This is a genomic window from Paenibacillus sp. sgz302148 (genome assembly GCF_056120465.1).
Genome location: NZ_JBVYOJ010000016.1, coordinates 113101 through 139715, shown reverse-complemented (window position 1 = coordinate 139715; position 26615 = coordinate 113101). Strand labels below are relative to the sequence as shown.

The following is a 26615-nucleotide window of genomic DNA, read 5'->3' as shown; positions in this document are numbered from 1 at the left end:
GAATATCCAAATTGTGGTATACTTGCGACAGAGCTTCGGTTCAGTAACGCTTGCGGAGGACTACGTATGACCGATATTTTTATTAGCTCCACCATCCGCGATCTCGCCTATGTCCGGGCCACTTTGGCCGATAAAATCGAAAGCCTTCTCGGACACCGCGCGGTCGTGACCGAGTCGGTTCGGTTCGAATGGAGCAAAGGCATCGTGGAAAGCTGCCTGAAGGCGGTGCGCGATTGCGACGTCTATGTCCTAATGGTCGGCGACCGTTACGGCACATTGAATCCGAAATCGAAGCGCAGCATTACGCATGACGAATACCGGGAAGCCGTCGTCCAGCGCAAGCCGATCTACATACTCATCCATCAAGATACATGGGCTCTCTACGAAAGGGCGCCCCTTACGCTGGAGCCGGGGTTAGCCGAGTTTATCCGGGAAATTAGCGGCGAATTCCGCAACAATGTCCGGAAATTCCTTACCTCGGAGGATGCCTACACGTATATCAAGGAACAGCTTGCCCTGCTGCTTCGGTCGTATTTGCGGGTCGGCTATCAGCCGGATGAACTTCGTGATACAATTATGACAAAAGATATATATGCCCGGGCGAACCGGCTATTCCACGCCATGATCAAATACGGCGAATACCATCACAACGAACTGCGGCGCGTGCTATCCGTCTTTGCATCCGAGCTGCAGCCGAGTCATTTTCTGACCGGCCGGCATACTTTAATATCATCGGTTTCCGGAGCGACGCTGCATCGGATCGATGTCGAGGGACGGCAGATGATCCATGTCGCGGGATACGGCAATGTCGGCTCGCATCCGCCCTTTCAGGTGGATGATCCGGAAAGCTACGTATCGATGACGTACAAGACGCAAGCGGTCAAAATTTTCATGAAAGACGAAATCGGGGGACGCGAATGCATCCTGTGCATTCCGATGGCGGGACGGTACGTGATGACGCTTCATTTTATCGTGGACGACGAGGATGAAGCCGTTCAAGAAGACTTGTACCGGCAAATGATGCTGGGACGCAACAAGCTGCTGTTCGATGTCATGCATTTGTATCTAGAGAGGAGCGTTGACCATGAGACAACTATCGAGGCGTGACAACCAAAGCGGTATAACAACGCCGGCCTACGGTACCGCCAAAAGCAAACGTTCCCGCGCCAAACGCTCGGGGAAAAGCTCGATCGGCTCCACATTTAGCCGCGGGCCTTCCATCTTCCAGACGGAGGGGACGTTCGTCGAAGTGTTCAGCGCAAAAACCTCGTTTAACAAAGAAATCGTGTTTTAACCAGTCCCGTCATCATGCCATTCCGTCATTCGACAGCCAGGAAGCTTATGCTTTCCGGCTGTTTGTCATTCAGCCGCGTTCGGCCGGTTTGCGCGGGTTTTGGCGGGGCATTCAGAAACTTTTGGCTAATAACAGAAAATTTTTTCTGAATTTCGCTTCGTCCCCCTATTTGCCAGGGATAAAAAGAAAATTGTTTCTGAATTTCAGAAATTATTTTCTGAATGCGAAATAAGCGGCTCCCCTTTTGAAACTTTGAAACCACCTCCCCCCCATCACTGGGGCAATCCTGTCTTTATTTCCAACTTTTTTGACATGATCCGGCTACCGGCAAGTGCTATGATGGCTTGTGGAGGAGTAGCTATGAACCGGATTGCGATCGGCCTGATGGCCGTTTTGTTGTTTATTGGCGGGGAATCGTCCGCTTTGGCGGCCGCCGTTTTTACCGATATTGACCACAGCTTTGCAAAGAACGAAATTACTTGGCTGTACGAAAAACATGTGATCGACGGAAGCGGACCGGGCTTGTTCGAGCCCAAACGGGCGGTGAGCCGGGCCGAATTTGTGAAAATGCTCGCAGGCGTGCTGGGGATGGAGACCGTTGCCGCTTCGATCCCCGCGTTCGACGATGTCAAGCGGACGGATTGGCCATATGGGTGGGTGAACGCCGCTTTTCAGATCCGCCTCGTTAACGGCAAGAGCGACCGTACGTTTGCGCCAAACGACGCGATCACGCGCGAGGAGGCGGCTGCCGTGCTGGCCCGCGCCTTGAAGTTAAGCCTACAATCGAACGGCAAAACTTACGCGGATGAAGGAAATATTGCTGCATGGGCCAAAGCTTATGTCGGCGCGGCAACGAATGCCGGCTTGATGGAAGGTTACGGCGGGTCCTTCTTCCCGAAAAGCAAGTTGACGCGCGAGGAAGCGGCCGCTTTGCTCAAGCGGACAAGCGACCGGATCTCACTGAAGCCATCGGCCGCCTCGATCCAACTTGGCTGGTTTTATACGGGGACAACGGCCGAATTTGAGCGATACGCCGCGAATAGCGGCATTAACGTCCTGTCGCCGCATTGGCTGACCGTACAAAATGACGGCACCGTAACGTATGAAGGCGACGTCAGTCTCGTTCAATGGGCTCATGCTCGTCAGAAGCAGGTATGGGCGCTTGCCGGCAATCGTTTCGATCCGGCGGCGACGCATCAGATGCTGACAATCGGCAAGGACGCCGCTCTGCGGCAAATGATAAATGCCGTTACGCAGCTACAGGTCGACGGCATAAATCTTGACTTCGAGAATATCGACCCGATGGATCGCGACCTGTATACGGCGTTCGTCGGCGAGCTCGCCGTGGAGCTCCACGCGCTCGGGAAGACACTGTCCGTCGACGTGCCTCCGGATGTGCACAGCGATTGGAGCGATCCGTTCGACTATGCCGCGTTAGGCGCGAAAGCAGACTTCGTAGTGCTCATGAACTATGAGGAACATTGGACCGGCGACCCGGTCATGGGCTCCGTCGCTTCTCTCGGCTGGTACGCCGCACAGCTGCAGAACATCTTGGGCGAAGTTCCAAGCGCAAAGGTGATTGCCGGAATGCCGCTATATACCCGCGACTGGCGTATCGAAGCCGGCGGCGTTTATTCGAACGATCTTGAGCTGAAGGAGCAAGCCGCGCTGCTGCCGCAGCTTCCCGTCTACCGCTGGGACACCGATTCGGGCCAGTACGTTGCGGCCTACGCCCAGTATGGAATCAATCACTATATCTGGATGGAAGACAGCCGCTCGCTGACGCTGAAAGCGATGGAGGGACTTCGCCGGGGCGTTGCCGGCTCCGCTTTCTGGTACGTCGGCGCCGAGACGACGGATGTTTGGCCGGCCCTCCGCAACGCCGAGCGGATGTACGAGCTCAGCGGGAATAAATGAATCGAAATGCAAAGAAGCAGGCAACAGCGATATTCGCTGCAGCCTGCTTCTTCTTATGGCACGCGCGCTTTAAGTTCCCGCGCAGCTCCTTACGCAATCCTTATTTCACGAATCCGAGCAGCATCTCGCGGATCAGCTTGGAGGCGACGATTTGCGTTTGCTCCGAGTGATCGTAAATCGGCGCAACTTCCACGACGTCGGCGCCAACGACGTTGGCCTCGGATCGGGCGATCAGATGCACCGCCTCGAGCAGCTCCTTCGACGTAATGCCGCCCGCTTCCGCCGTACCCGTTCCCGGCGCGGCCGAAGGATCAAGCACGTCGATGTCGATCGTGACGTAAACCGGACGTCCTGCCAGCTCAGGCAGCACTTTGCGCATCGGTTCGGCGACATCAAACGGGAAGAAGTTGATGTTCTTTCTCGCGTATTCGAATTCCTCGCGGGAGCCCGAGCGAATGCCGAATTGATAAATGTTGCTTGGCCCCATCAGCTCGGCCGCCTTGCGGATCGGCGTCGAGTGCGACAGCGGCTCGCCTTCGTATTGCTCGCGAAGGTCGGCGTGCGCGTCAATGTGGATGATCGCAAGATCGGGATATTTCGCGTACATTTCGCGAATGACCGGCCACGATACGAGATGCTCGCCGCCAAGGCCGAACGGGAACTTGCCGTCAGCCAGCAGGCCGCGCACGTATTCGCCGATGATGTCCAAGCTGCGTCCCGCGTTGCCGAACGGCAGCAGCAGATCGCCCGCATCAAAGTAGCTCATTTCGGTGAGGCTCTTGTCCAAATACGGGCTGTACTCCTCCAGCCCGATCGATACTTCGCGAATCCGCGCCGGGCCGAAACGCGAGCCGGGACGGAAGCTGACCGTATAATCCATCGGCATGCCGTAGATGACGGCACGGGAAGCGGCGTAATCATCGGAGCTGCAAATAAACACATTGCCGGAATATGCTTGATCCAAACGCACAAAACAACACCCTTTCAAATTTATAAGTAGTATGCAGCGTTCCATCGCACGAAACGCGATGCTTAATTGCAGATTGCCTGTTTGATGTAGAATAACAGTTATTCGACGAGGCAGTCGTATGGATCCCAACCAGATGCTAGCGCGGCGGACATCTCGACACTCAGACGTTCGCAGCAGGCGTTCGCATCAGACGTTCGCATCAGACGTCCACTTCGGACGTCGGCGACCACGAAAACGGCCTACACGCCAACGGCCTGCACACCGCCGACAAAATAAGAACCTCTGCCAGAGCGAAGCCGCTCGGCAGAGGTATTTCTATAGAGCAGGCCGCTGCCGTATATAACAGCGGCTCTCTTTGTAAGCATAGCTTATTTGCACAGGTCTTCTACGAACTTCGGCAGAGCGAACGCCGCTTTATGCAAGCGCGGCGAATAATATTTCGTCGCCAGCTCCGGCAGGCTCGTTTCGTCGACTTGCAGCGGATCGTACTTTTTGCTGCCCATCGTGAACGTCCAAAGGCCGCTTGGGTAAGTCGGAATATTCGCTACATACACGCGTACGATCGGGAAAATCTCTTTAACGTCGCGATTGACGCTTTGGATCAGATCGGCCTTGAACCAAGGATTGTCCGTTTGCGCAACGAAAATGCCGTCTTCCTTGAGCGATTCGTAAATGCCTTGGTAAAATCCGCGGCTGAACAGCTCAACCGCCGGTCCTACCGGCTCCGTGGAGTCGACCATGATCACGTCGTACGTATTTTTGTGGTCGTGAATGTGCATGTAGCCGTCGTTCACGATTACTTCCACGCGCGGGTTGTCGAGCTCGCCTGCGATTTCAGGCAAATATTTTTTCGAATATTCGATAACTTTGCCGTCGATTTCGACAAGCACCGCTTTTTCCACTTTCGGGTGCTTCAGCACTTCGCGGATGACGCCGCCGTCGCCGCCGCCAACGACCAGGACATGCTTCGGATTCGGATGCGTCATCAGCGCAGGATGAGCGACCATTTCATGGTAAACGAACTCGTCCTTCACCGTTGTCATCACCATGCCGTCCAGAACGAGCATACGTCCGAACTCCGCCGTATCGATCATCGCCAAATCTTGAAAATCGGTTTTTTCCGTCACCAGCGTCTCCTTGATCTTCGCCGTGATGCCGAAATTTTCCGTTTGTTTCTCCGTGTACCACAATTCCATCTGGGTTACCTTCTTTCCTATCGTATTCGCCGAAAATCCGGCCTTTATTTCTCATGTCGATTCAAGCATGATTTCGGACCAATAACCCTCATTATGCAAACAAATTGATTATAAAGAAAAGCTCCGGTGTAAGCAACTATTGAGATCGGCTTTCGGCAAAAATGTTTTCTAAAAATAAAGTAAACAAGAGGATGGATCAAATGGACAAAAAAATTCAATCCCCTCGCATTTTGTTGAATATCCGATTCTAACATTTTCCATAATAAAGCATAAGGAATCATTTACTCGAAGATCAGAAGGAGCCTGACATCCGATGAGCGACAAAAACGGCAAATCATCCGGGCGCAAAACGACACCCTCTCAAAACCGCTGGTGGAAATGGACGAAGCGGCTTTTTGCGTTGTCCATGGCTTCTTGCGCAATTGTCCTCATCACCGTTATCGGCCTGCTTTTATATTTGAAATCCCAGGCTTTGCCCGTCGCTTCGGTCGGTCAAACGTCGATGATTCTGGATGCACAGGGCAACGTCATCGATACGTTTCACTCCGGCCAGAACCGGCAGCCCGTCAAGCTGAACCAAATATCGCCGTACCTGGTCAAAGCGACGCTCGCCGTCGAAGACCGGCGATTCTACGAGCACCCCGGCCTCGATCTCATCGGCATGACGCGCGCGGCCGTCGTCGATCTGCAGCATATGGCCAAAGTTCAAGGCGCCAGCACCATTACGCAGCAGCTTGCCCGCAACCTGTATTTGAGCCATGAGCGCACCTGGCTGCGCAAATGGAAGGAAGCGATGTATGCCGTCCAGCTCGAAATGAACTATTCCAAAGACGAAATTATGGAAATGTATTTGAATCAGATCTATTACGGACACTCCGCCTACGGCATCGAAGCCGCCGCGCAAATGTATTACGGGAAGCACGCCAAAGATTTGACGCTTGCCGAGAGCGCCTTGCTTGCCGGGGTGCCGAAAGGCCCCAAATATTATTCGCCTTATATGGATATGAAGAACGCCAAGGACCGGCAAAAAACAGTGCTCCAGGCGATGGTTCAATACGGCTATGTCAGCCAGGACGATGCCGACCGCGCTTACGATGCGATCCTGAAGTTTCAGCCACTCAGCGGCAAACAAGAGTCCATTGCGCCATATTTTCGCGATTACGTGCGGTTGCTCGCGGTCGACAAGCTTGGCATCGACGAGGGGCTGATCAACAGCGGCGGCATCAAAATCTATACGACGCTGGATACCCGCGCGCAAAAAATCGCCGAGGCCGCGGTCGAGGACGCGATTCCCGGAAAAGGCGAGCTGCAGGCGGCGCTGATCGCCATCGATCCGCGCACCGGATATATTAAAGCGATGGTCGGCGGCAAAAACTACAAGGAAAACCAATTCAACCGCGTCTTCGCCGATACGCGCCAGCCCGGTTCGTCGTTCAAGCCGATCGTCTATTTGACCGCGCTGCAGCACCCCGGCTTTACGCCGCTTACCCAGTACAAGAGCGAGCCGACGACGTTCACCTACGACGAGGGGCGCAAAATCTACATGCCGAGCAATTACGGCAACGATTATACCGGCGATTACATGGATATGCGCCAAGCGCTTGCGCGTTCGGACAATGTTTATGCCGTCCATACAATCATGGAGATCGGTCCCGATAAGGTCATCGACATGGCCCGCAGCATGGGCATCCATGGCTCGATGAAGCCGCTGCCTTCGCTCGCGCTCGGCACGTTCCCGGTCAGCCCGTTCGATATGGCTTCCGCTTTCGGCATCATCAGCAATCAAGGCATGCGCGTAGAGCCGACCGCCATATTGCGGATTGAAGACGCCAAGGGCGAAGTGCTGTACAAAGCCGAGCCGGAGCGTCGGCAGGTCATCGACCCGGCCTATACCTACGTGATGACCAATCTGATGGAGAGCGTGTTCGACAGCGGCGGCACGGGAAGCCGAGTATCCCGGTTTATCAAACGGCCCGTTGCCGGCAAAACCGGTACGACGAACACCGACGCCTGGATGGTCGGCTTCACGCCGGAGCTGTCGACGGCCGTATGGGTCGGCTACGACAAGAACAAGACGATTTCAGCCGCGGAGGCGCACAAGGCGGCGCCGATCTTCGCCTCGTTCGTCGAGCAGGCGCTCGCGGCTGTGCCGCCCAAAATGTTCCCGATCCCGGAAGGCGTCGCCAGTGTCTACATCGATCCGGTCTCCCGCAAGCTTGCCACCGCAGAATGCCCGAACCCGCGCCTGGAGGTGTTCGTCAAAGGCACCGAGCCGACCGAAACGTGCAACGAGCACGGAGGCAAGGCTGATTTGAAGAACGGGGCGGACGAAGGCAAACGGTCCTGGTGGAACGATTTGAAGCGCTGGTGGACCGGGCAGTGAAGGGATATGCGCGCAGCAAAAGCAGATTGCATGTATGTTGAGGCAACGTTATAATGAAAATATAAAAGGAGCCGTGCGGCTAACACGACTCCTTGGTACAATAGCCGCTTTTAAGGGCGGTGGCTTGTAGATCGGTAACGCAGCGAAATAGACCGCGACCTTATCCCAGGGCGGTCTATTTCTTTTTGTTTTGGCTGAGTGCCACGACGACAGTTACGACCAACGTCAGCAGCGCAATAATAAGCGCACCGAAATCAATCATGAGCGTCAAGACATCCTTAACCTCCACAGGCATCACCTCCCTTCCGGGAGACTAGCCGACCGCCCTTGCAAGCCATACTATGTACTTGGACTTATTATATCATGACTTCATGAGTCGAAACAGTACTGATGTTCCCGTTTTTCACTCGCTGACAACCACCGTAAACTCCCCGTCCAGCTCCTGCTCCGCCTCCCGCAGCAATTCAAGCAGCCGCTGTCCGTCTTCGCCTAGACGTTCGCCGCTTACCGCATGACCGCGCCACTCGATCGTCACGGGCAGCTCCATTCCGCCGGTCAGCATATCCCAAAGAGCGTCGAGGTTGCGCCCGTAATAGTCCGGGAAGTCGAGCTGAAGCTGTAAGGCTTCGTGAAGCTCGTCCATGCTTGACACCGCGTTGCCGTCAATGATCGCTTTTTTCAAGCCGCCCCCTCCTCTCACTTCATCTCTTGAAACGTCTTGTAATGATCATCCGATTTGAAAATAAGCCCGTCGTTCGAGAACAGGATCCGGTCGTCGCCGCGGAACCCGGACGTATAGTTGATGTCCGCCTCGTACCAGATGCGTCCTTTTTTGCCGGGCAGCTTCTTCTCCCGGTTGCCGAACACGTCGCCGCCGATGCTTTTACCCGGCGCCACCTCGTTCAAATTGCCCTTTTGTGCGTCCCAGCCTAACTTGCGCGCTTCCTTCTTCGTAATGTAATTGTCCGGTAGCTCGCCATGCTTGCGTATGTATTGCGCCACTTCCTCGAAGTCGATCAACGCGTGCCCGTTTTGCACATTTTGCGCGTTGTGCTCGTGTGCGCCGGATTGGGCACTGGATTGCGTGCCGGATTGCGCGCCGGATTGCGCGCCCGTTGAGAGCGAACATCCCGCCAACAGCGCAATACACATCAGCAGGACGCCGAACCGGAGCCATTTTATCGCATTCGTTATCATGTATTCATCACCCATTTCTTGTTATTGCCGGATAATGCCCAGTCGAAACACCTTTCGGACAATGCTCCCCGTTATTGTTGCACGACCAACAACATTTTTTTAAGGAAACGTCGTCCCTCGGACCAATTGCTGTACTGCATACAACAATTTCGACCATAATTGCCCATATTCCCTGAAAATGTTGCACTCCGTACAACAGTGCACACTACAACAGAGCCCCTTTATTGTGCAAACATTTCAGAAGCTGCTATTGATTACGGCATAACCTTTGAGGTAACTCCCGCTTTCGTATTCCTCGCCCATGTGTCAACTGCGACTGTCCATTGCAATATGTGCAATGGAACTCTAGAAATCCTCCTAAGTAAAGCCGCTTCATTGCAAAATGTGCAATCAAATCCGACAATATCTCCATACAGGTCCCGTATGAGGGGATTTCATTGCACGAAATGCAATAGCATGAATCCAAACCTACAATAAACGTTTTGCCCATTGCACAAAATACAATGTAACGATATTTCGTTGTCGCCATTCACGGATACAAAATCGATCATCATCCACAATCGCCCGCCCTATAACGCAAAAAGCCCGGCATCAAGCCGGACCGCCTCGCCATATCCACCTTAATTTCATGCCAATCAACCCGCACCAGCACGCAGCCTGCACCACGTAGCCTCACCATGCAGCACGCAGCCCATGCAGCCTCCACATGCAATCCGCAAATCGCAGCCCGCAGCCAGCCTCTACGCGCCGAGACCTTGCTTGAGCGCTTCCGGCGAACGCTCCCACATGTCCGCATTGTGCTCGATGAGCAGCTTGCGCAGGGCGGCCTGCTCTTCGTCGCTCAAGCCGTCCAGGATGTAGCGGCGCTTCAGCGCATAATCGAGCTTGTTGACGTGGTCGGCAAGAATTTTCCACCCTCGTCTCGCCTCGGTATCCACCAGCATTTCGCATGCCGTCGCTCCCGCATAATACGTGTTGCCTTCCTCGTTGCGGTCCACCGCAACCCAGACGATCCAGCATTTGCGGCCGTTCGGCACGTCTTCCTTGTTCGGGGAAAACTTGATGCCTTTCTCCACCTTGCTCTTCGCATGCATGGCACCGATATCGATATACGCCGTGCCTTCGTCGATAATAACGCTAGATACATCGCTCAGGTTGATGCTGCCTGCCCCGAAGCCTTTATGCTCCTTGTTGCTGACAACGTTCAGCGACAGTTTCTTCTTCTCTTTATTGCCGTCTTGTATATCCATGAATAGAACCCTCCTGATTGATTTCGGTCAACGATAAACATCTGGCGCCGTCCTAATCGGCGCAAAAAAAAGCTCCAAAAACAGCTTGCCAACATTAATTACATTTTAGCTAATAATCTTCCGTTTGCAAACATATACATGCTGTAGATGCTTGTCAACGGGAGGAATTCGTATATGAACTTTCGCTACGCCCTACGGCTCATAACGATCGCAATCATCAGCTGCGCGATTTGCATCGCCGCGCTTCAGCAAGCCGAATCCATTCTTCCTGCGCTTTACGCGGCCGACCCCGGAGCGAACGGCAATTTTTCGCCAGCGCCAAAAATCGGACAACCGGCACCCGACCCCGTCCCGGTCGAAAACATACCGCTCAGCCGGCGCTTGGTCGAATATCACATCTCGGTACAGCTCGACAACGAACAGAAAAAGCTGCTAGGGGAGCAAACGATCACCTGGAAAAACCCCGGTAATACGCCGGTATCGGACATGTACTTCCATCTCTATCCGAACGCCTTCGAATCGAAAAAAACAACCTTCATGCGCGAATCGGGCGGCCGATTCCGCAATGAGCCTTTGACCGATGAAAGCTTCGGCTCCATGAAGCTGCTCGCCTTGAAATCGAACAAAGGCGAAAGCCTGCTCACCCGCACTTCATTCATCCAACCCGACGACGGCAACGCAAACGATCATACGCTAATGAAGCTGCGGCTGCCTGATCCGATCCCCCCGCAAGGCGAAATTACGCTGTCCATGAACTTCGAGGTGCAGCTGCCGCGCGCTTTCGCCCGCATGGGTTACGTCGACGATTTTGTGATGGCCGGGCAATGGTTCCCGAAAGTAAGCGCCTATGAAACGAAAGGCACGCGGGGCGCATCCGAAAACGGTTGGAATTTGCACCAGTATCACGGCAACTCGGAGTTTTATTCGGATTTCGGCATTTATAACGTACGCATTCAGGTTCCTTCCAATTACATCGTAGCCGCAACCGGATTTCCGGCGAAGCCCGCCTTCGAACGGGACGGATCGAAAATTTACCAGTTCTACGCCGACGATGTGCACGATTTCGCCTGGGCCGCTTCCCCGAACTTCATCTACGCCGAGGAGCCTTATTCCACGCCGACCATTCCCGGCGTTCGCATCAAGCTGTACCTCGATCCGAAACACGAGAAACTGAAGGAGCGCTACTTCCAAGCCGCAAAGTCCTCGCTGGAGAACTATAGCAAATGGTACGGCGAGTATCCGTATTCAACGTTGTCGATTGTCGTTCCTCCAGCAGGCGGCGACGGTACAAGCGGCATGGAATATCCGACCCTCGTGACGGGAATGGCCGCCAAGGACGAAAATCCCGGTCTTGACCTGGAACGGACGCTCGTGCATGAAATCGGCCATCAATATTGGTACGGCATCGTCGCCACGAACGAATTCGAGGAAGCATGGCTCGATGAAGGCCTGACCTCGTATGCCGAAGACAAAGTGATGGAAACCGAATACGGCGTTATGCCCAACCTACCGATTCAATCCAGCTACATTACCGGCCCGGAGCCGCTCAAGCAATATTCGTGGAGCTACCGGGGACAAGAGCGTTATGCGGAAAATGTGTACATGCGGGCCAAACTCGTCCTGCTCGGCATCGAAAAGCAGGTCGGCACCAAAACGATGAACAAGATCATGAGAACCTACTACCAACGCTGGAAATTCAAGCATCCCAGCACGGCGGACTTGCAGCGCAGCGTCGAGCAAGTGACGAAAAAAAGCTGGAAAACCTACTTCCAGCAATACGTATACGGCGGCCAGATGGCGGATTTCTCCGTGGACTCCATCCACATTACGCAAGGCGAGGAAGGCGGCCGGCCGGTCTATGAGAACATCGTGCTCATTACGAAACGGGGCGGCGATTACAATGAAGTCCCGATCGTATTCCATTTTGCCGACGGCACGACCGAGAAGAAAATTTGGAGCGGCGAGGAAAATCACGTGCAATATACGCTGCAGCATACGGCGCCGCTGGAATGGGTAGCGCTTGACCCGAGCAACACGATCGTGCTGGAGAACCACAAAATCAACAATTATATGAAAGCGAATGTCGAGGAGCCGGTCAAGGTGCGCTGGAATTTGGGCATCGTCAAAATTATCGAGACTGTGCTGGGCTCGGTCGCATGGTGAGGTGAACGCAGGATGATGCAATACGTTAAAACCGGCTGGAAAACGACGAAGCACCATTTTTACATCGTCATCTTCTTGTTCTTATATCAATTGCTGTGGGGCTTCTTCTTGTATCGTTTCGTCGATTCGGTCGTATTCCCGATCCTTCGCCGTTATCCGAACGTGCATCCTTCGAAATCGGCGGTGTCGATGTTTTATGCCGAAAGCCAGTTCCAGCTGATGAAAACGGACCTGATCGACTTCTATGCATGGATGCTGCTCGGATTGTTCGTTCTGCGCATGGTATTGACCCCGTTCATTAACGCCGGGCTATACTATTCGATTCATCATGCCGAACCGAAGAGCGGCACCTTGTTCCTGAAAGGCATTCAGCGGAAATGGAAGACCACCTTCCTGTTCTATATGATCCAGATGGCGGCTGTCATTGCGCCGGCCTATTGGGCTGTCCCCTATGCCTTCAAGCTTTACATGGGCGCCGAATCGCAAACGTCGCTTCTGATCGCACTCCTGCCGATTGCGGCAGCTTGGCTCCTGTACGGATTTATGCTTCAGCTCATTCTGCTGTACGTTCAATTCGGGAAGGTGGCCGAATTGTCGCTATTCCGCGCAATCGGGCTGTCGCTTCGCCACCTCCTCCCGATGATCGGCCTTTCCTTGCTGCTGCTGCTCATCTCCGGGATCGCGGCCCTGGTGACCGCCTCCGTATCGCTTATATGGGCCGGACTGATCGCCTTGGTGCTGCATCAGGTATACCATTTGTTCCGCTCGTTGTTTAAGGTGTGGCAGATCGCAGCGCAGTACCATTTGTGGAGCTCCAAATCCGGCAGCGGCGGGCATCCGGCCATGAAGTAGGCCCAAAAATCGAAATAAGCAGCTTTAAGAAAAGCTCCTGTTCGAAGACTTCTCCACGATGAATGACCCTGCGTAAGATGAAGCTTTCTTGCGAGATAAGGAAGCCGGGACTCTGAAGTTTATACTTTCTTATCTCTTCAAAACCGCGGATCGCGCCGATGGAGGTGCATCGCGGTTTTTTCGTATGCTCATTGACTGGGGCTGGCTGGAGCTGGTTGGTGCCGGCAGGGACCTAAGGTTCGCCCCTCCCTCCGCCGCCTCTATTTACATTCGTACATTTAAACAGTATATTAGCGAGTAGTTAAGGATATGAAATAGATATATGGCAAATGTTTAAGCATGGAAAGGAGTTGCCCGATGATTCCGTTCGAAGAAATGCTGGAGCTTGAAGAAATTTTCCGGCAGCTGTCCCGCAAGATCACCTCGCAATTCAAAAGCGACAAGGACAAGCTCACCGGCGTGCAAGCGATCATTCTGGAGAAGCTCAGCGCCGACGGACCCCAGAAAACAACGGTGATGGCGGACATGATCGGCATTACGCCCGGCGCGATGACAGGCTTCTCCGACAAGCTGATCGCATGGAATTACATCCGGCGTTATCGGGATGAGGATGACCGGAGGGTCGTTTTTCTCGACATTACCGAGCAAGGCAAAGAGGCTCTCCAAGTTAGCCGCGAGTACCGCCGCGAAATGATCCAGATGTTGTTCAACGGCTTGCCTGAGGAAGATGCAAGGCAGTTGATCCGAATTTATAAACAAATCTTACGCAATGTCGAAAATCAAGCGAATCCAGCGAAGGATTGTTCGTCCGGGGCGTCTCCAGCAAAATGACTGGAGCAGCCCTTTTTTATTATGCCTCGCCCGCTCCCCCCGGCTTCCGTCTCTCCCGCTCGCCGGTCTTTGCTCGGTTCTCTCTTCTTTTTTTCGAAAAAGTGTACAGGGTACAGGTTGTCGCCGAATATATATCCGTAAGACAAAAAGCTCGCAATCGGCTAATTTTCGGCAGAAATCGCTTTGAGCGAAAGGCCGCTCGCCGGCGCGCCAAGGCGCTTGGCGTCATAACGTCTTGCTGCGCGCGGCCGCAAGACGCAGAGCCGCGGCTAGCGGAGGCGCGATTGACGAGCAGTATTCGCCTCTTTTTTCGGAATATGATAACTTTTAAGCTTTTTTGAGAATATTTTATTTTTAAAAGAAGGATTTTGGGAGAGGGAGTCGAATCCTAAACAAGGTGGAAAAATATGCTGCCGAGTTTCCGTGTCGCGCACGGGAAACGGGGGAACCATTTTTGGGTGAATTGATCTCGCATCAAAGGGATCATAGGGAACCTTCAACCGAACCCTTAAGCTAACCTCGTAGGCTCCGGAAGGGGAACATGTTTTGAAAAAGGCTTTTATCATCGCACTAGGTTTGGCCTGCACGTTAGCATTCCATACTGGTAGCGCTTTCGCAGCTTCCAAAATGGACGAAGCCATCGACAAAGTCGTCGGTACGCCGTACAAGTACTCCGGCACGACAACCAAGGGCTTCGATTGCTCCGGATTTACAATGTATGTCTTCAAGCAGCTCGGTATCGAGTTGCCGCACTCCTCCAAAGCTCAAGCGAAGCTTGGCGCCAAAGTAGCCAAGGAAGACCTGAAAGCGGGAGACCTCGTATTTTTCAACACGGATGGAAGTGGCATTTCGCATGTTGGCATTTACGTCGGGGACGGCAAATTCGCCCATTCTTCTTCTAGCGACGGCGTAACGATCGACAAGCTCAGCGATACGTATTACGCGAAGCGATATGTGAAAGCACGCCGTGTCATGAATGCCGACACGTACGAGAAAGTCGCGACGGAACCTTCCGACGATTCGGATTCCGATGCGGTGGATACGGGTGCAGAATCGGATGCGGCCGCTAAATAATAAGCGCCGAACAATTGAATGTATGCTTTAGCCTGCGAAGCCGAACGGCGCTCCTGTCATGGGATGCCTGTTCGGCTTTGTTACATGAATCGGGAATGGTACAATTCAGTAAGCGTTAGAATGTCAGAATGACAGAATGTCAGACCGATAACAACAAACTGAAAGAACGATAAAACCATAAGAAAACCTTCATGAAAAGTCTCGATCCGACGATTTTCATGAAACGAAGGAGCGAACGAATATGAAAATGAACGGGCAAATTATAGAATCGTTCGGCGGAACGGACGTTTTCCGAAGCGCCGAGCTGCCGAAGCCGCAGCTTCCGGCAGGGCATGTCCTCATTCGCGTTGCGGCGACAAGCGTCAATCCGATCGATTGCAAAATACGCGCAGGCGTCGTACCCGCGCTTCTGCCGGAGCTGCCGGCCGTGCTGCATGGCGACGTAGCCGGCGTTGTCGAAGCCGTCGGCGAAGGCGTCACCGCGTTCCGCCCCGGCGACGAGGTGTACGGCTGCGCGGGCGGCATGCGCGGCACGGCAGGCGGCGCGCTCGCCGACTACATGGCCGCCGACGCCGCGCTGCTCGCGCATNCGAAGGCGTCACCGCGTTCCGCCCCGGCGACGAGGTGTACGGCTGCGCGGGCGGCATGCGCGGCACGGCAGGCGGCGCGCTCGCCGACTACATGGCCGCCGACGCCGCGCTGCTCGCGCATAAGCCGCGCACGCTGTCGATGCGCGAGGCGGCAGCGCTGCCGATCGCGGCGATCACCGCGTGGCAGGCGCTCATCGAGCGCGCGGCGGTGCGCCCCGGGCAGCGCGTGCTCGTCCACGCGGCCGCGGGCGGCGTCGGCCACCTCGGCGTGCAGCTGGCCAAGTGGGCCGGCGCCGAGGTGTACGCGACGGCCTCGCCGGCGAAGCTGGCGCTGGCCCGCGAGCTCGGCGCCGACGTGGCGATCGACTACACCGCCGAGCCGGTGGCGCAATACGTCGCGGCGCACACGGGCGGTCGCGGCTTCGACGTCGTGTTCGACACGGTCGGCGGCGCCAATCTCGACCGCTCGTTCGAAGCGGCCGCGCTGAACGGCACCGTGGCGGCCATCGCCGCGCGCTCGACGCACGACCTGAGCCCGCTGCACGGCAAAGGGCTGTCGCTGCACGTCGTGTTCATGGCGATTCCGCTCGTGCATGGCAGCGGCCGCAGCGGCCTCGGCGAAGCGCTAACGCGCATCGCGGAGCTGGTCGACGCGGGCAAGCTCCGTCCCCTGCTCGATCCGACGCCTTTTACGTTCGAGCAGGTTGGCGAGGCCCACGCCTATTTGGAGTCGGGACGAGCGGTGGGCAAAGTGACGCTGCTGAATGGTAATTTCTAAAGACGACGGCGGCAATCAGTAAAGTTAAGCGGCGGTTGCGGCGGTTGCGGCGGTTGCGGCGGTTGCGGAGCCCGCAGCCTGCCTCCTTCCCCACGACGTTGAGGCGGTCATGCCCAGCCTCGTGATGAAGCCATTTTAAATGTAAGCGGCAGTTTGGTAGAATAGAATGTGGCATTGCTCATGTTATCTAAAGGAGGAATAACAATGGCTAACAGCATTACGGATACGACGGTTCTTGCCAACGGCGTGAAAATGCCTTGGTTTGGCCTGGGCGTATGGCGGGTTCAGGAAGGCCAGGAGGTCGAAGCATCGGTTGAGGCGGCGCTACGCAACGGCTACGGCAGCATCGATACGGCAGCCGTTTACGGCAACGAAGAAGGCGTCGGCAACGCGATTAAAGCGTCCGGCGTAAAGCGCGAGGACCTGTTCGTGACGACCAAAGTGTGGAACAGCGATCGGGGCTACGAGCCGACGCTTGCCGCTTTCGAGGAAAGCCGCCGGAAGCTGCAGCTCGAATATATCGATTTATACTTGATCCACTGGCCGAAGGACAAAAACGTGGAAACGTGGCGTGCACTGGAGAAGCTGTACAAGGACGGCAAAGTACGCGCCATCGGCGTCAGCAACTTCAAGCAGCATCACCTTGAGGAAATTCTCGCCGTGTGCGAGGTTGCTCCGATGGTCAACCAAGTGGAGCTGCATCCGCTACATAGCCAGCCGGAACTGCGCGCGTTCTGCAAATCGCGGAACATTCAGATCGAGGCGTGGAGCCCGCTCATGCAGGGCAACCTCGACAACCCGACCTTGGTCGGCATCGGCGCCAAATACGGCAAAACGGCGGCGCAAGTCGTGCTCCGCTGGGATATCCAAAGCGGCATCGTAACGATCCCGAAATCGATTCGCGAGGAGCGCATTCGCGAAAACGCGAATATTTTCGATTTCGTGCTGAGCGCCGAGGACATGGCTGCGATCGATGCGCTGAACGTGAACGGCCGGATTGGCCCGGACCCGGACAATATCGATTTTTAAATAGCAAAAGACCGCTCGAGCCACATCGGTTCGGCGGTCTTTGTTTTTTCACGGCTGATGCTCGTCCGGTTCTTATACAGCGCTTGGCTGCTCTTTGGCATCTTCCAAGTGCGACGTACAGAACTTGCAGCGCGTCGCCTTGATCGGCACCTCGGATAGGCAATGCGGGCATTCCTTGGTCGTCGGATCGGCAGGAGCTTCCCCTTTTTTAAATCGCGAAAGTTGTTTTACAACGAGAAAAATGACTCCCGCTACAATAAGGAAATCGATCATCGTTGATATGAATTGCCCGTAATTAAGGGTGGGGACTCCATCTTTTTTGGCGGCTTCTATAGTCGAATAATGCTCAGTACTGAATGCGAAAAACCAGTTTTTAAAATCCAGCTTCCCTAATAATCCCCCGATCGGCCCCATAATCAAGTCGTTAACGATCGACGTAATCACTTTGCCGAACGCTCCGCCGATAATGACACCAACGGCCAAATCGATCATGTTGCCTTTAAACGCGAACTGCTTAAATTCTTTCCACATTCGATAAGACTCCTTCCATGTTCAGGTCGACTCTCTGAATCTTTCACTCTATCTATGCTACTACGATACTATCATTTTTGACAACATGCATAGCTTTCAATCCGGGATCCCATCAGACGACGTGCAAAAAAAACCATCGGAGCCCTCTCCAACGGTTCTTCGCTTGATCTATAAGTAACTTCATCAAACATGCTATCTTGCTGGACAAATATGTTGCCCGGAATACAACTTCTTTCGTTTGAACCGATCTGTTCGGCCGCATTGTTGTACTGCATACAATAATATGGCTTCCAAAGCGCCTTTGAGGCTTATATTGTTGCGTGGAATGCAACAATAACTCAAAATCAGAACATCCTTTGGAAAATGGTTGTACCGAGTACAACCTGCTAACCGCCCACAGGCCCCTTAAATTCGAATTCGGGCCGTATACTGGACTGCGATTCATGCTCGATCCGTTTTAACTCCCACGTCCAAACGGTTCTTCCGCCCAATTCGTCAATGTCGACTTGTCGGCCGCTCAAAACTTCGGGGTACGCTTCTTTCGAATGGGTGATCAGTCCTTGCGTCATCGTCACTTCCACGCTCGTTGATCCCTCAACTGACCAAGCCCTCGAGACTGGTTGGACGAACTGACATCCACTGGGAGATTGTGTCTTTGTTCGCTCCTCCGTATAATCGAGTCGAACACCTCCTCCGAAAGCCGTAATGGAGAAGATGTATCCGTCCTGATCGTTCCCTTCCCTTTTCAACACTCCGTCGGATTCGATATCCTCTATAGCTTGGGCTGAAGCTTCCCCCGTACTTCTGCCGCGGACAATTCCATTGGGACCTGCCCCAAATCCGGCACATTCATTAGATCCTTCGGATAAGTAGTTGTACTGATACATCCCATGTCCTGTACCCGTACCCTTTATCCGGGGGGCTGAATTATATTTCATGTAATCGCTGATGACCTGCCACTCTGCTTTGAATGACTTATTCCTCTGCTCGGACGTGCCCCCTTCACGGATGGTGTAGTTTTCGGTTTTCTCCGCACGAATCCAACCGTCATACGAATATACCGCTTCGCTTGGCACATGGTAGGTCACATGCAGGTAACCGAACCCCTCCGGTTTCACTAGCGATTGATACCAACCCATGACAATATCCGCTAACGTATCAACGATGCCAAGCAAACCCCACAAGGCAGACTCCACGATGGAGTCTCCGCTGCCGGCAACTTTGCCTGCGTTCACGAGCTGCGACAAGATCGGCGGCATGCCCGTCGTTTCCACGCTTGCTTTCATCACGACGGTACCGATTTTATCCGTGCCCTTATGCTTGTTCACTTTCTCCCGTACTAAATCTACCGTAAAGACGGCTTCGCCCTTATTCGGCCCCGTTTTCGTTAATTTCATTTGCTGTTGGCCGGCATATTCGAACTTGTTTTTTTCGGGTCCCCACGTAACCAGCTGATTTTCGCCTTGGAGCAGCTTCCACTCGATACTCCAATTTTCCACGTCGGCGGCAAGATCAGCCGAATCGGTCAGTGTCGGAAGACCTGCGAGACTCATGCAATCCTTGATGTTTTTGGCAACCGAGGACGCATTCCACTGCTTCAAAAATTCTGCATACACCTTATCGTTAACGCCGGCTACCGCCTTGAATTGAACCTCCTCGGCCTGATCCTCGGGTCCCGGCATGTGCGGGATGCTCGGCGTAGGCGTAACGGTGACCTCCACGGAATGATACAAAAAGGCGAGTTTCTGCAATTTGGTCAGCAAACTGATGACTTGAAGCGCTTTGCCCGCGATTGCCGCCACCTGCTTGGAGACTCCCGTTATTTTGGACATGACCGCAGCAATGCCTTGATCCAGAAGCTCCCCGATGTACTCCATCCCTTTGCCGGTCAATTCGGCCGTCAGCAGCGTGACGAGGTCTACGTCGAAATTGACGACTTCCTCGGCATCATTTTTCTTGCCCCAATCGGTAAACCATTTCTTGGCATAGGAGCAGGCTGTCAGTTCGTCCGCCGCATAAGCCGTCTGCGTTCCGAACAGCCGGTCGAGTAAGCCGATTTCCGCTTCAGGCTCGTCGGGGAGAGCCTGGAAGAATGCACCCAGGAATACTTGCATTTCGATATACGTCATCCGGTAGTCGTCAGGCAACCAATTATCGGAAGCCAAATCGACCTGCGGCACTTGAGCCTTCGCCATATCGTTCAGAAACAAAGGCGCCGCGGCGCCGGGCAAGGACGGATCGGATTCGGCAAACCTGACCCAGTGCCGGATTCCGGACTGCAGCAGCTTAACATGATCCTTTCCCTCTTCGAACGGGAATCCGAAATCGCGCATCATGTCCGCGAACTGCGTAAGCGTCAGCCTTCCCCCGCCCTCCGCTTTCCGGCCCGCGTCATGCGCGATCATCGTAAGCTCCGGCGGGATGACGAACGGCCTGTCTCCGCTTGGCTCATCGGAGCCTTCCGGCACCTCAAAGCCCGCCGCAAGCAATGCCTCTTTCGCCGCTTGCTTCTGCTCCTCCCAAGTGCCGCTCAGCAGCAACATGTCGGCGATATGCTCGGATTGCGCCGTTTCCAGGCTTGCCGAATCGCGCGACAGGTAAGGAATGCCGCTCGTCATGAGCATCGTGCATGCGAACCCGATCAATAGAACGACAAGCAAGAAGACCGATAGGACAGGCAAGCGCCGTTTCGGGGGAATGCGGAAATAACCGGCCTTAACGGCCGGAACCGCCACCACCCGGATGAATTTCCATAGCTGCTTCGCTAGCCGCCACAGCAGGATCAGAACGGTTTTGACAATCAAGAACAGGATTGGCCATACATAGACCCGTATCGCCTGCCAAATAACATGAAGCACCCTCCAAAACTTTCCTTGGGCTTCCGAGGTTTGCGTTTCATCATTAGGATTATCGTTTGGCTTGTCGTTGTTCATTGACATTCTCCTACGGCATCATGACTTCGATTTCGGCTTGCTCGATTCCCGGAACAAGCGTGCTGAATCCGAATTCGACAGATTCCGCGTATTGGCCTTTGTTTCTTACGCGCACAAGCATCTTGACCGGCTCCTCGCCAGGAGCGGCATAAACAGCCGTCGCCTTGTACCTGCCGACCGGGATATCGTTCATGCCGAAGCCGCCGGGGAAGTTATAGCCGTACCCGGTTTTCGCTTTGCCACCGCTTCCGCCGACGGGAGTGAGCGTCAGCTCGACGTTATTTTCGATATAGCCGTTCACGAAACTGTTGATGTCCATGTAAAGGTAGAGCTCCCCGGTAATTTGCTTCGCCGCTTTCAAGGTGAAATTTCGAATCGCCCCCGTATTTCCCGCAAAAGGCCCATCGACCTCCGGAGTCAAGTCCGTTGTATACGGCTTTCCGTCAACAACGACGTTGTGGGAGCCTCCCATCTTCCAGGTCGTCGCCAGAAGCGGCAGTTCGATCCGATAATAACCGTCCTGATCGGTCACCGCGGTTAAGTTGCTGTTATACAAAAGCTGATTATCGGCAAAAACTTCGGCGCCTTTGACCGGGCGGCCTTCCGCATCGGTGACCCGCCCTTTGACGACATACGGCTCGGCTTTATCGTTGCCTGGAGATTGGGTTGATTTGCCGTCTGCCTCGCCTGCCGGTTCGATCCGAATTTTCGATACGCCGCGATCGCTGGCAAAGGCCACGCGATAACCGCTGTTTTCCGACACAAAACGCAAAGGCACGAGCGTACGCCCCTCCACGGTTTGCGCAGGCACGTCCAAGGCGGTCGCCTTTCCGTTTACTTTGGCGACGGTGCTGCCGATCGTAAGTTCGATGACGAGACCGTCCTTCGTGCCGATCGCCTTTTGAACATTTTCCCCGTCCACCCATTTCACGGCAAAACCTAGCGTTTCAAAAATTTTGCGGAACGGAACGAGCGTACGCCCATCCTGAATGACAGGGCGGGCATCGGCAAATTGGACAGGTTCCCCCCGAAAGTATACTTCGACGACGCTTTCTTCCGCGTTCGCCGTTTGCGGAAGCATTTCCGCAAAAACGAGAAGGCTTGCGATCAACATCAAGGATCGTGCCCGTCTCCAAATTAAGCTTTTCATTTCGGATCGCTCCTTTAGCCTGAAAAATCGGGGACCATCACTGGTTCCCGCGCGTCAATGTCTGATATAGAAGCTCTAAAGACTGGTTCAAATAACGGTAATACGTCGCCATCGAGACGTTCAGCTTTTTGGCCACCCGCTCCAACGGCCGAATCCGTTCGATGTAGGTATAGTGCAGCAGCTTTCCAAACATTTCTTCCCATTCGTACCCTTCCATCAGTTCTTGGATCACATCCGCCAAATCCTTTTGAGCTGCAAACCCGGTCTTGCTGCCGTCAGCACCCGCGTCTTTGATCCGATGAGGGAACAAGCGGGCGTAATCGTGAGACAACGCCTGCTTTCTCGGCAGATGCGGCCAATGCTTCAGCACCCTTTTTAACTCCTGGACGCCATTGCCGAATTCCGGCGGCTCCGAAGCTTCTTCCGCAGGACGGCGGCTCACCGCACGGTCCAGCTTGGCAAGAAAATCTTCTTGCCGCAAATCAAGAACAAACGCCCGGTATTCCGTCCCCGCTTCCGTGACGGCATCGGCCCACGGCGCGCGCTCGAAACCGCACAGCTCGAACACGGGGAACCACTCCTGCAGGCAAGTAAAGTCCAAAATCCATTCCGAACGGGAAAAATGATTGATCAGCGCATTGATAATGTAAGCTCGGATTTTGCCTTCCAGCTCCGGATCGATGCCGATAAACGAAAGCAAATATGCGTTAGGAATGAACGTCCACCCGCGGATAAACGGCTGCAGCAACGGCTCGTGCCCAAGCGCCTGCAGCATCTTTTCGTGCAAAGGGACTTTGCCGTAGAAGGCGACGATTCGATCCTGCTTCCACACCGTAATGAAGGCCGATGGATCCAGCTCCCATATGCGCGGCAGCAATTTGGCCATATGCGGTTCTTCGACGGCGGATGGCGAGGAAAACCGGTGAAACCGGAGGTACAGCTCCTCCATCGCCGCCAAGTCGCTTTGCTTGCATGGCCGCAGCTCGACGTCGTCAAGATGCCCCGAGAAGCATATCGTCCGGACGAGCGGGTGCTCGTGCAGGTTCATCTTATGCAGCTGAAGCTTCTGGCGAAGCCGCGGCTGCAGCCGCTCTTCCATGCGAAGATGGTCCAGCGCTTTGCGCCGCATGAGCTCATACGTATTCGGCTTGCGCAGAATAAAATCCTCGAGCGCCCACGCCCTTACGGCGTCATGCAGCATCCAGCCGTCATCCGTAAGCGTGACGAAAGGCATGCCGGTCAGCCTGCGGAACGAGTCCGCATCGACCTCCGCTTCCAACGTGGCGGCAAGCCTTTCTTCGTTAAATCGCCAAAAGACGGAAGCGGCCTCGAGCAGCCGATGCACCGACGTCGGGGCTTCCTGAAGCAGTTCGTGCATGAATTCGGAAATGAGATGATACTGCATTTCGCGCTCAAGCCGCCGGGAGTCTCCTCTCGCCAGCATCGTCTCCGCGGTCAATGCCATGGCAAGCGGAACGCCTCTGGAAAACCGGTAAAGCTGCGAAGACCCGCTTTTATCCCCGATTCCCCGTTCCCGGGCGTACTGTTCCACCGCAACGGGCGTTAACGGCTGCAGCTCGACCGAATGCAGGAGATCCGCCTGCCTGGAGCGAAGCCAGCCGCCCGTAAGCGGGTTCCGGCCTGCGGTAACGAGACGTACGGACTCCACGGCATCCAGCCATTCCGGCAGCCAATGCTCCACCGAACGCAGTTGATCGAAGGCATCGATCAAGAGCACGGGCGGATTGCCCGATAATGGGTGGCGCCGATTCAAGCATGCGGCGATATCTTCCTCACGCGCATCCACGAGGCCGGTTTCTCCGGCGATCCGAAGCTGTTCGGCCAGTTGATCCAGCATGTCTTCCTTATGCCGGATTCCTCTACTGCCGTCTACATAATAGCAATGGCTCTCCCGCTCCTGGGCGAAATGCCGAAGAAGGGCGGACTTTCCGATGCCGCTTGGCCCGTAGAGATGAAGCCAATCCCATACGCGCTCTCCGGAGGCGTGCCCGCGCAATATGTCCAGCTCCTGGGCTCGCCCTACAAAACAGTACAGTCCCCCGCTCAACACCCTTTCGATATTCATCGGTTACCGACTCCTTTAAAGTACCATTTGCATCCATTATACGCTACGCCATTTGATACTACATTATATAAACGAGAGCGAATTGAGATGTTTTTGAGAGTTATTGTTTTTAAGCTGAGATATGCTCGATTTGATAAAAAAATACACATGCCCGCTTCCTATTTTTGCTATGATGAGAACAAACAGATTGATTTTACCGACAAGAGAGGGTGGATATGGAGGCCGTAACCGCCGTACAACGCGCGATCGATTGGATGGAGGAACATTTATACGATCGGCTGGAGCTGGAAGACATCGCCGCCGCGGCATACATGTCGGTGCCCAGCATGTATCGGGCGTTTTACGCCTTGACCGGCCATCCGTTAAAAGAATACGTCCGCAAGCGCAGGACCAGCCAAGCGGCGGTGCTGCTGCGGCAGACGGACATGCCCGTCGTCGATATCGCTTTTGCCTGCGGCTTCGATTCGTACCAGACGTTTACGAAGTCGTTCAAGAAGCTGACCGGCCTTACGCCCGGCACGTATCGGCAGTCCGCCCTATATTACAGCTTCGAGCGGGTGAACCTGCTGGAGAACGTTTCTTATGTCGAGGATAAAGCGCTCACCGAGCATTACCCCGACGTTAAGGTTATCCGCCTGGGGCCGCATGACATGATCGCCTACCGGCATATCTCCGAAACCGCGGACGGCCTGGAGGAAGAAGCTTTTCGCGTGTTTTATCGCGCTCTGGAGGAGAGCGGTTTTCCGCTCGCGCAGTCGCGCTTGTTCGGGCGAAACATCGACGAAGACGGTACCGGCGACGAGACGTTCGTCTATGAAATGTTGGCGACATGCCCGCCGCAAACATCGGAGCCTCATGATCAAGACGTGCGGCAGGCGCATGATGGTCTCATTGCGCAGGCGCTGGAGCAACAGAGGTTCAGGCTGGCCGAGGATGTGGACGGTACAGAGGATCACGACAATGCGGAATTGCCGAGACAACCGGATCCCGTGATCGCTGGCAGCCTACCCGCATCGCCGAAGCAGGCATCATGTTCCCCCATGGCGGGTGTACCGCTGGGGCTTACCCGAACGTCGCTGCCGGAAGGTCTTTACGCCGTCAGCTCCACGCCGGCCGGCAGCGCGTCCTCGATCGTCGCCTCATGGAACCGGCTGCTCTCCGAGTGGCTGCCCCGCAGCACGTTTACGTTAGGGGAGCATGGATACATCGAGGAGTTCATTCACTTCCAGGGCAATGTGACGCGTCTCAAGCTGTATCTGCCCGTTGCCCGCCGGAAGGAACAAGACCCGATCGAAATCCGGGAGCTCCAGCCGGTCCGGTTGTTCGGCTTCCGCTGCCACGGACCCGACAGCGCGGCTCAAGCCGATGCTTCGCTTGTCTCGTGGCTGCGGCAGAACAAGCCGGCTTACGATTCCCGAGCTCAGCTGTACATGGCGTACAGCTACGGCCTGCGTCCGGGGGACGACTATTGGTATGAGCTTGCCATCTCCTTGCCGGACGATAAGGTTGCGCTATCTTCGCCAGAAGACAGCTGCGACGGGAAACGATGGCGGATGGCGGACGGAGGTTTGTATGCCTGCCTGACAACGTCCGCATACGGAGCCATGACGGGCGTTCTCGACCAGTTGTACGGCTGGCTCTTCCGCAGCGATGAATTCGAACCGGACAACGAACGCCATTGGTTCGCCAAGTATACGCCCGGCGACTGCAGCGAGACCGACATGGAGCGGTCCACGCTCGTCACCTGCCACGTGCCGGTTCGCCGTAAAAAGTAGATTTCTTCACCCACCAACCGCCGAGGGAGGCACCATGGCATGGAACAAAAAGCCCAATCACTGAAACATCAGGCGCCGCCGGGGCGGCTCTATGCTTCAAACCGCAGAGAGGGCGCGGAGGGCTACCGGCCCAATGTGATCCCTCTTGCAGCGAAACAATTATTCGGAGGGATTCAGATGAACGAAAATGCGCAAGAGCAAACAACCGTCAAAAGCCCGGTCAAAAATAAAATCGGCAGTGTCTTTATTCCGGTTCGTGACATCGAACGCGCAAGAGACTGGTATTGCAATCTGCTCGGTCTTTCAGCCGAGGACTGCCACATTATGTCCGGCCATCTCTGTCCGCTGCCGATGGAAGGAACGGGCATCATCCTTGATACAATGCCGGGGTGGGGCGGTCAAGAGCCTGGCGGCGCGCCGCACATCACAACGCCTGCCTTCATGTTCTTGACCAACGACCTGCAAGCTTCTTATGCTTATTGCCGGCAAATCGGCGTCACGCTCGTCACGGAGATCGAACATGATCATTGGTTCGTCGTCCAAGACCCGGACGGGAACAAGCTAATGGTGTGCAGAGAGTAGCCGCCGCAGCAGTTCGGCGCATGCTCCATTACAT

General features: G+C 54.8%; 21 protein-coding genes, 2 pseudogenes and 1 riboswitch. Of the genes and pseudogenes, 13 read left to right on the top strand and 10 right to left on the bottom strand.

Going from position 1 to position 26615, the window contains the following annotated elements; all coding sequences use genetic code 11:
* Nucleotides 1-66 precede the first annotated feature (66 nt).
* The 3 genes from AC0LWM_RS22855 to AC0LWM_RS22845 all read left to right on the top strand — a co-directional run bounded on the left by AC0LWM_RS22855 (nucleotide 67) and on the right by AC0LWM_RS22845 (nucleotide 3211).
* Nucleotides 67-1107 (top strand): DUF4062 domain-containing protein, encoded by a 1041-nt coding sequence (locus AC0LWM_RS22855; protein WP_474677307.1) that lies wholly within the window; start codon nucleotides 67-69, stop codon nucleotides 1105-1107.
* Nucleotides 1085-1294 carry a hypothetical protein gene (locus tag AC0LWM_RS22850; protein ID WP_474677306.1) on the top strand — a complete coding sequence of 70 codons (210 nt, stop codon included), beginning with the start codon at nucleotides 1085-1087 and terminating at the stop codon, nucleotides 1292-1294. The genes AC0LWM_RS22855 and AC0LWM_RS22850 overlap by 23 nt, the downstream gene beginning before the upstream one ends.
* 360 nt (nucleotides 1295-1654) lie before the next feature.
* Nucleotides 1655-3211 (top strand): S-layer homology domain-containing protein, encoded by a 1557-nt coding sequence (locus AC0LWM_RS22845; RefSeq protein ID WP_474677305.1) that lies wholly within the window; start codon nucleotides 1655-1657, stop codon nucleotides 3209-3211.
* A 100-nt stretch (nucleotides 3212-3311) separates the two neighbouring features.
* On the opposite strand, the gene speB is transcribed toward AC0LWM_RS22845, so the two are convergent.
* A complete protein-coding gene (gene speB, locus AC0LWM_RS22840; protein WP_474677304.1) occupies nucleotides 3312-4181 on the bottom strand; it encodes an agmatinase in 870 nt (289 codons plus the stop codon).
* 368 nt (nucleotides 4182-4549) lie between these two features.
* The gene (gene speE / locus AC0LWM_RS22835) at nucleotides 4550-5377 is read right to left on the bottom strand and encodes a polyamine aminopropyltransferase (protein ID WP_474677303.1); all 828 of its coding nucleotides are present in this window, start codon (nucleotides 5375-5377) and stop codon (nucleotides 4550-4552) included.
* Between the two features lie 313 nt (nucleotides 5378-5690).
* Here speE and AC0LWM_RS22830 point away from each other — a divergent pair, with 313 nt between their 5' ends.
* On the top strand, nucleotides 5691-7760 hold the full coding sequence (locus tag AC0LWM_RS22830; RefSeq protein ID WP_474677302.1) for a transglycosylase domain-containing protein: 2070 nt from the start codon (nucleotides 5691-5693) through the stop codon (nucleotides 7758-7760).
* A gap of 175 nt (nucleotides 7761-7935) precedes the next feature.
* On the opposite strand, the gene AC0LWM_RS22825 is transcribed toward AC0LWM_RS22830, so the two are convergent.
* From AC0LWM_RS22825 to AC0LWM_RS22810, 4 genes are all read right to left on the bottom strand, one after another.
* Nucleotides 7936-8049: a putative holin-like toxin gene (locus AC0LWM_RS22825; RefSeq protein WP_474677301.1), complete on the bottom strand. Its 114-nt coding sequence runs from the start codon at nucleotides 8047-8049 to the stop codon at nucleotides 7936-7938.
* Between the two features lie 114 nt (nucleotides 8050-8163).
* Entirely contained in the window at nucleotides 8164-8442 is a 279-nt protein-coding gene (locus tag AC0LWM_RS22820; protein WP_474677300.1) for a barstar family protein, read from the bottom strand.
* Between the two features lie 14 nt (nucleotides 8443-8456).
* Entirely contained in the window at nucleotides 8457-8957 is a 501-nt protein-coding gene (locus tag AC0LWM_RS22815) for a ribonuclease domain-containing protein (RefSeq protein WP_474677298.1), read from the bottom strand.
* A 740-nt stretch (nucleotides 8958-9697) separates the two neighbouring features.
* Nucleotides 9698-10207: a YwhD family protein gene (locus tag AC0LWM_RS22810; protein WP_474677297.1), complete on the bottom strand. Its 510-nt coding sequence runs from the start codon at nucleotides 10205-10207 to the stop codon at nucleotides 9698-9700.
* A 174-nt stretch (nucleotides 10208-10381) separates the two neighbouring features.
* On the opposite strand from AC0LWM_RS22810, the gene AC0LWM_RS22805 reads away from it, so the two are divergent.
* The 7 genes and pseudogenes from AC0LWM_RS22805 (at nucleotide 10382) to AC0LWM_RS22775 (ending at nucleotide 17524) form a co-directional block, all read left to right on the top strand.
* A complete protein-coding gene (locus AC0LWM_RS22805; RefSeq protein ID WP_474677296.1) occupies nucleotides 10382-12370 on the top strand; it encodes a M1 family metallopeptidase in 1989 nt (662 codons plus the stop codon).
* A gap of 12 nt (nucleotides 12371-12382) precedes the next feature.
* The gene (locus AC0LWM_RS22800) at nucleotides 12383-13222 is read left to right on the top strand and encodes a hypothetical protein (RefSeq protein WP_474677295.1); all 840 of its coding nucleotides are present in this window, start codon (nucleotides 12383-12385) and stop codon (nucleotides 13220-13222) included.
* A gap of 357 nt (nucleotides 13223-13579) precedes the next feature.
* The gene (locus AC0LWM_RS22795; RefSeq protein WP_474677294.1) at nucleotides 13580-14053 is read left to right on the top strand and encodes a MarR family winged helix-turn-helix transcriptional regulator; all 474 of its coding nucleotides are present in this window, start codon (nucleotides 13580-13582) and stop codon (nucleotides 14051-14053) included.
* 401 nt (nucleotides 14054-14454) lie between these two features.
* A riboswitch (cyclic di-AMP (ydaO/yuaA leader) is annotated at nucleotides 14455-14596 on the top strand.
* 3 nt (nucleotides 14597-14599) lie between these two features.
* A complete protein-coding gene (locus AC0LWM_RS22790) occupies nucleotides 14600-15127 on the top strand; it encodes a C40 family peptidase (protein ID WP_474677293.1) in 528 nt (175 codons plus the stop codon).
* A 247-nt stretch (nucleotides 15128-15374) separates the two neighbouring features.
* Nucleotides 15375-15662 (top strand): annotated as a pseudogene (locus tag AC0LWM_RS22785) (alcohol dehydrogenase catalytic domain-containing protein); the annotation flags it as partial.
* Between the two features lie 63 nt (nucleotides 15663-15725).
* Nucleotides 15726-16495: pseudogene (locus AC0LWM_RS22780) on the top strand (zinc-binding dehydrogenase); the annotation flags it as partial.
* A 204-nt stretch (nucleotides 16496-16699) separates the two neighbouring features.
* Nucleotides 16700-17524 carry an aldo/keto reductase gene (locus tag AC0LWM_RS22775; RefSeq protein ID WP_474677292.1) on the top strand — a complete coding sequence of 275 codons (825 nt, stop codon included), beginning with the start codon at nucleotides 16700-16702 and terminating at the stop codon, nucleotides 17522-17524.
* Between the two features lie 72 nt (nucleotides 17525-17596).
* Here the strand turns inward: AC0LWM_RS22775 and mscL are convergent, their stop codons facing one another.
* The 4 genes from mscL to AC0LWM_RS22755 form a co-directional block, all read right to left on the bottom strand.
* Nucleotides 17597-18055, bottom strand: coding sequence for a large conductance mechanosensitive channel protein MscL (mscL, locus tag AC0LWM_RS22770; RefSeq protein WP_474677291.1), 459 nt, complete (start codon nucleotides 18053-18055; stop codon nucleotides 17597-17599).
* Between the two features lie 386 nt (nucleotides 18056-18441).
* A complete protein-coding gene (locus AC0LWM_RS22765) occupies nucleotides 18442-20988 on the bottom strand; it encodes a hypothetical protein (protein WP_474677289.1) in 2547 nt (848 codons plus the stop codon).
* 10 nt (nucleotides 20989-20998) lie between these two features.
* Complete coding sequence (locus AC0LWM_RS22760; protein WP_474677288.1) at nucleotides 20999-22138, bottom strand: stalk domain-containing protein; 1140 nt, start codon at nucleotides 22136-22138, stop codon at nucleotides 20999-21001.
* Between the two features lie 37 nt (nucleotides 22139-22175).
* Complete coding sequence (locus AC0LWM_RS22755) at nucleotides 22176-24224, bottom strand: AAA family ATPase (RefSeq protein WP_474677287.1); 2049 nt, start codon at nucleotides 24222-24224, stop codon at nucleotides 22176-22178.
* A gap of 215 nt (nucleotides 24225-24439) precedes the next feature.
* On the opposite strand from AC0LWM_RS22755, the gene AC0LWM_RS22750 reads away from it, so the two are divergent.
* Both AC0LWM_RS22750 and AC0LWM_RS22745 read left to right on the top strand, forming a co-directional pair.
* Nucleotides 24440-25999, top strand: coding sequence for a helix-turn-helix domain-containing protein (locus tag AC0LWM_RS22750; RefSeq protein ID WP_474677286.1), 1560 nt, complete (start codon nucleotides 24440-24442; stop codon nucleotides 25997-25999).
* Nucleotides 26000-26038: 39 nt separating this feature from the next.
* Complete coding sequence (locus AC0LWM_RS22745; RefSeq protein WP_474677285.1) at nucleotides 26039-26581, top strand: VOC family protein; 543 nt, start codon at nucleotides 26039-26041, stop codon at nucleotides 26579-26581.
* Nucleotides 26582-26615: the final 34 nt, after the last annotated feature.

What these genes read in the sequence shown, in the direction of transcription:
- AC0LWM_RS22855 (WP_474677307.1), top strand. Translation starts at nt 67, where the DNA reads ATGACCGATATTTTTATTAGCTCCACCATCCGCGATCTCGCCTATGTC.
- AC0LWM_RS22850 (WP_474677306.1), top strand. Translation starts at nt 1,085, where the DNA reads ATGAGACAACTATCGAGGCGTGACAACCAAAGCGGTATAACAACGCCG.
- AC0LWM_RS22845 (WP_474677305.1), top strand. Translation starts at nt 1,655, where the DNA reads ATGAACCGGATTGCGATCGGCCTGATGGCCGTTTTGTTGTTTATTGGC.
- speE (WP_474677303.1), bottom strand. Translation starts at nt 5,377, where the DNA reads ATGGAATTGTGGTACACGGAGAAACAAACGGAAAATTTCGGCATCACG.
- AC0LWM_RS22830 (WP_474677302.1), top strand. Translation starts at nt 5,691, where the DNA reads ATGAGCGACAAAAACGGCAAATCATCCGGGCGCAAAACGACACCCTCT.
- AC0LWM_RS22815 (WP_474677298.1), bottom strand. Translation starts at nt 8,957, where the DNA reads ATGATAACGAATGCGATAAAATGGCTCCGGTTCGGCGTCCTGCTGATG.
- AC0LWM_RS22810 (WP_474677297.1), bottom strand. Translation starts at nt 10,207, where the DNA reads ATGGATATACAAGACGGCAATAAAGAGAAGAAGAAACTGTCGCTGAAC.
- AC0LWM_RS22805 (WP_474677296.1), top strand. Translation starts at nt 10,382, where the DNA reads ATGAACTTTCGCTACGCCCTACGGCTCATAACGATCGCAATCATCAGC.
- AC0LWM_RS22800 (WP_474677295.1), top strand. Translation starts at nt 12,383, where the DNA reads ATGATGCAATACGTTAAAACCGGCTGGAAAACGACGAAGCACCATTTT.
- AC0LWM_RS22795 (WP_474677294.1), top strand. Translation starts at nt 13,580, where the DNA reads ATGATTCCGTTCGAAGAAATGCTGGAGCTTGAAGAAATTTTCCGGCAG.
- AC0LWM_RS22775 (WP_474677292.1), top strand. Translation starts at nt 16,700, where the DNA reads ATGGCTAACAGCATTACGGATACGACGGTTCTTGCCAACGGCGTGAAA.
- mscL (WP_474677291.1), bottom strand. Translation starts at nt 18,055, where the DNA reads ATGTGGAAAGAATTTAAGCAGTTCGCGTTTAAAGGCAACATGATCGAT.
- AC0LWM_RS22765 (WP_474677289.1), bottom strand. Translation starts at nt 20,988, where the DNA reads ATGAACAACGACAAGCCAAACGATAATCCTAATGATGAAACGCAAACC.
- AC0LWM_RS22760 (WP_474677288.1), bottom strand. Translation starts at nt 22,138, where the DNA reads ATGAAAAGCTTAATTTGGAGACGGGCACGATCCTTGATGTTGATCGCA.
- AC0LWM_RS22755 (WP_474677287.1), bottom strand. Translation starts at nt 24,224, where the DNA reads ATGAATATCGAAAGGGTGTTGAGCGGGGGACTGTACTGTTTTGTAGGG.
- AC0LWM_RS22750 (WP_474677286.1), top strand. Translation starts at nt 24,440, where the DNA reads ATGGAGGCCGTAACCGCCGTACAACGCGCGATCGATTGGATGGAGGAA.
- AC0LWM_RS22745 (WP_474677285.1), top strand. Translation starts at nt 26,039, where the DNA reads ATGGAACAAAAAGCCCAATCACTGAAACATCAGGCGCCGCCGGGGCGG.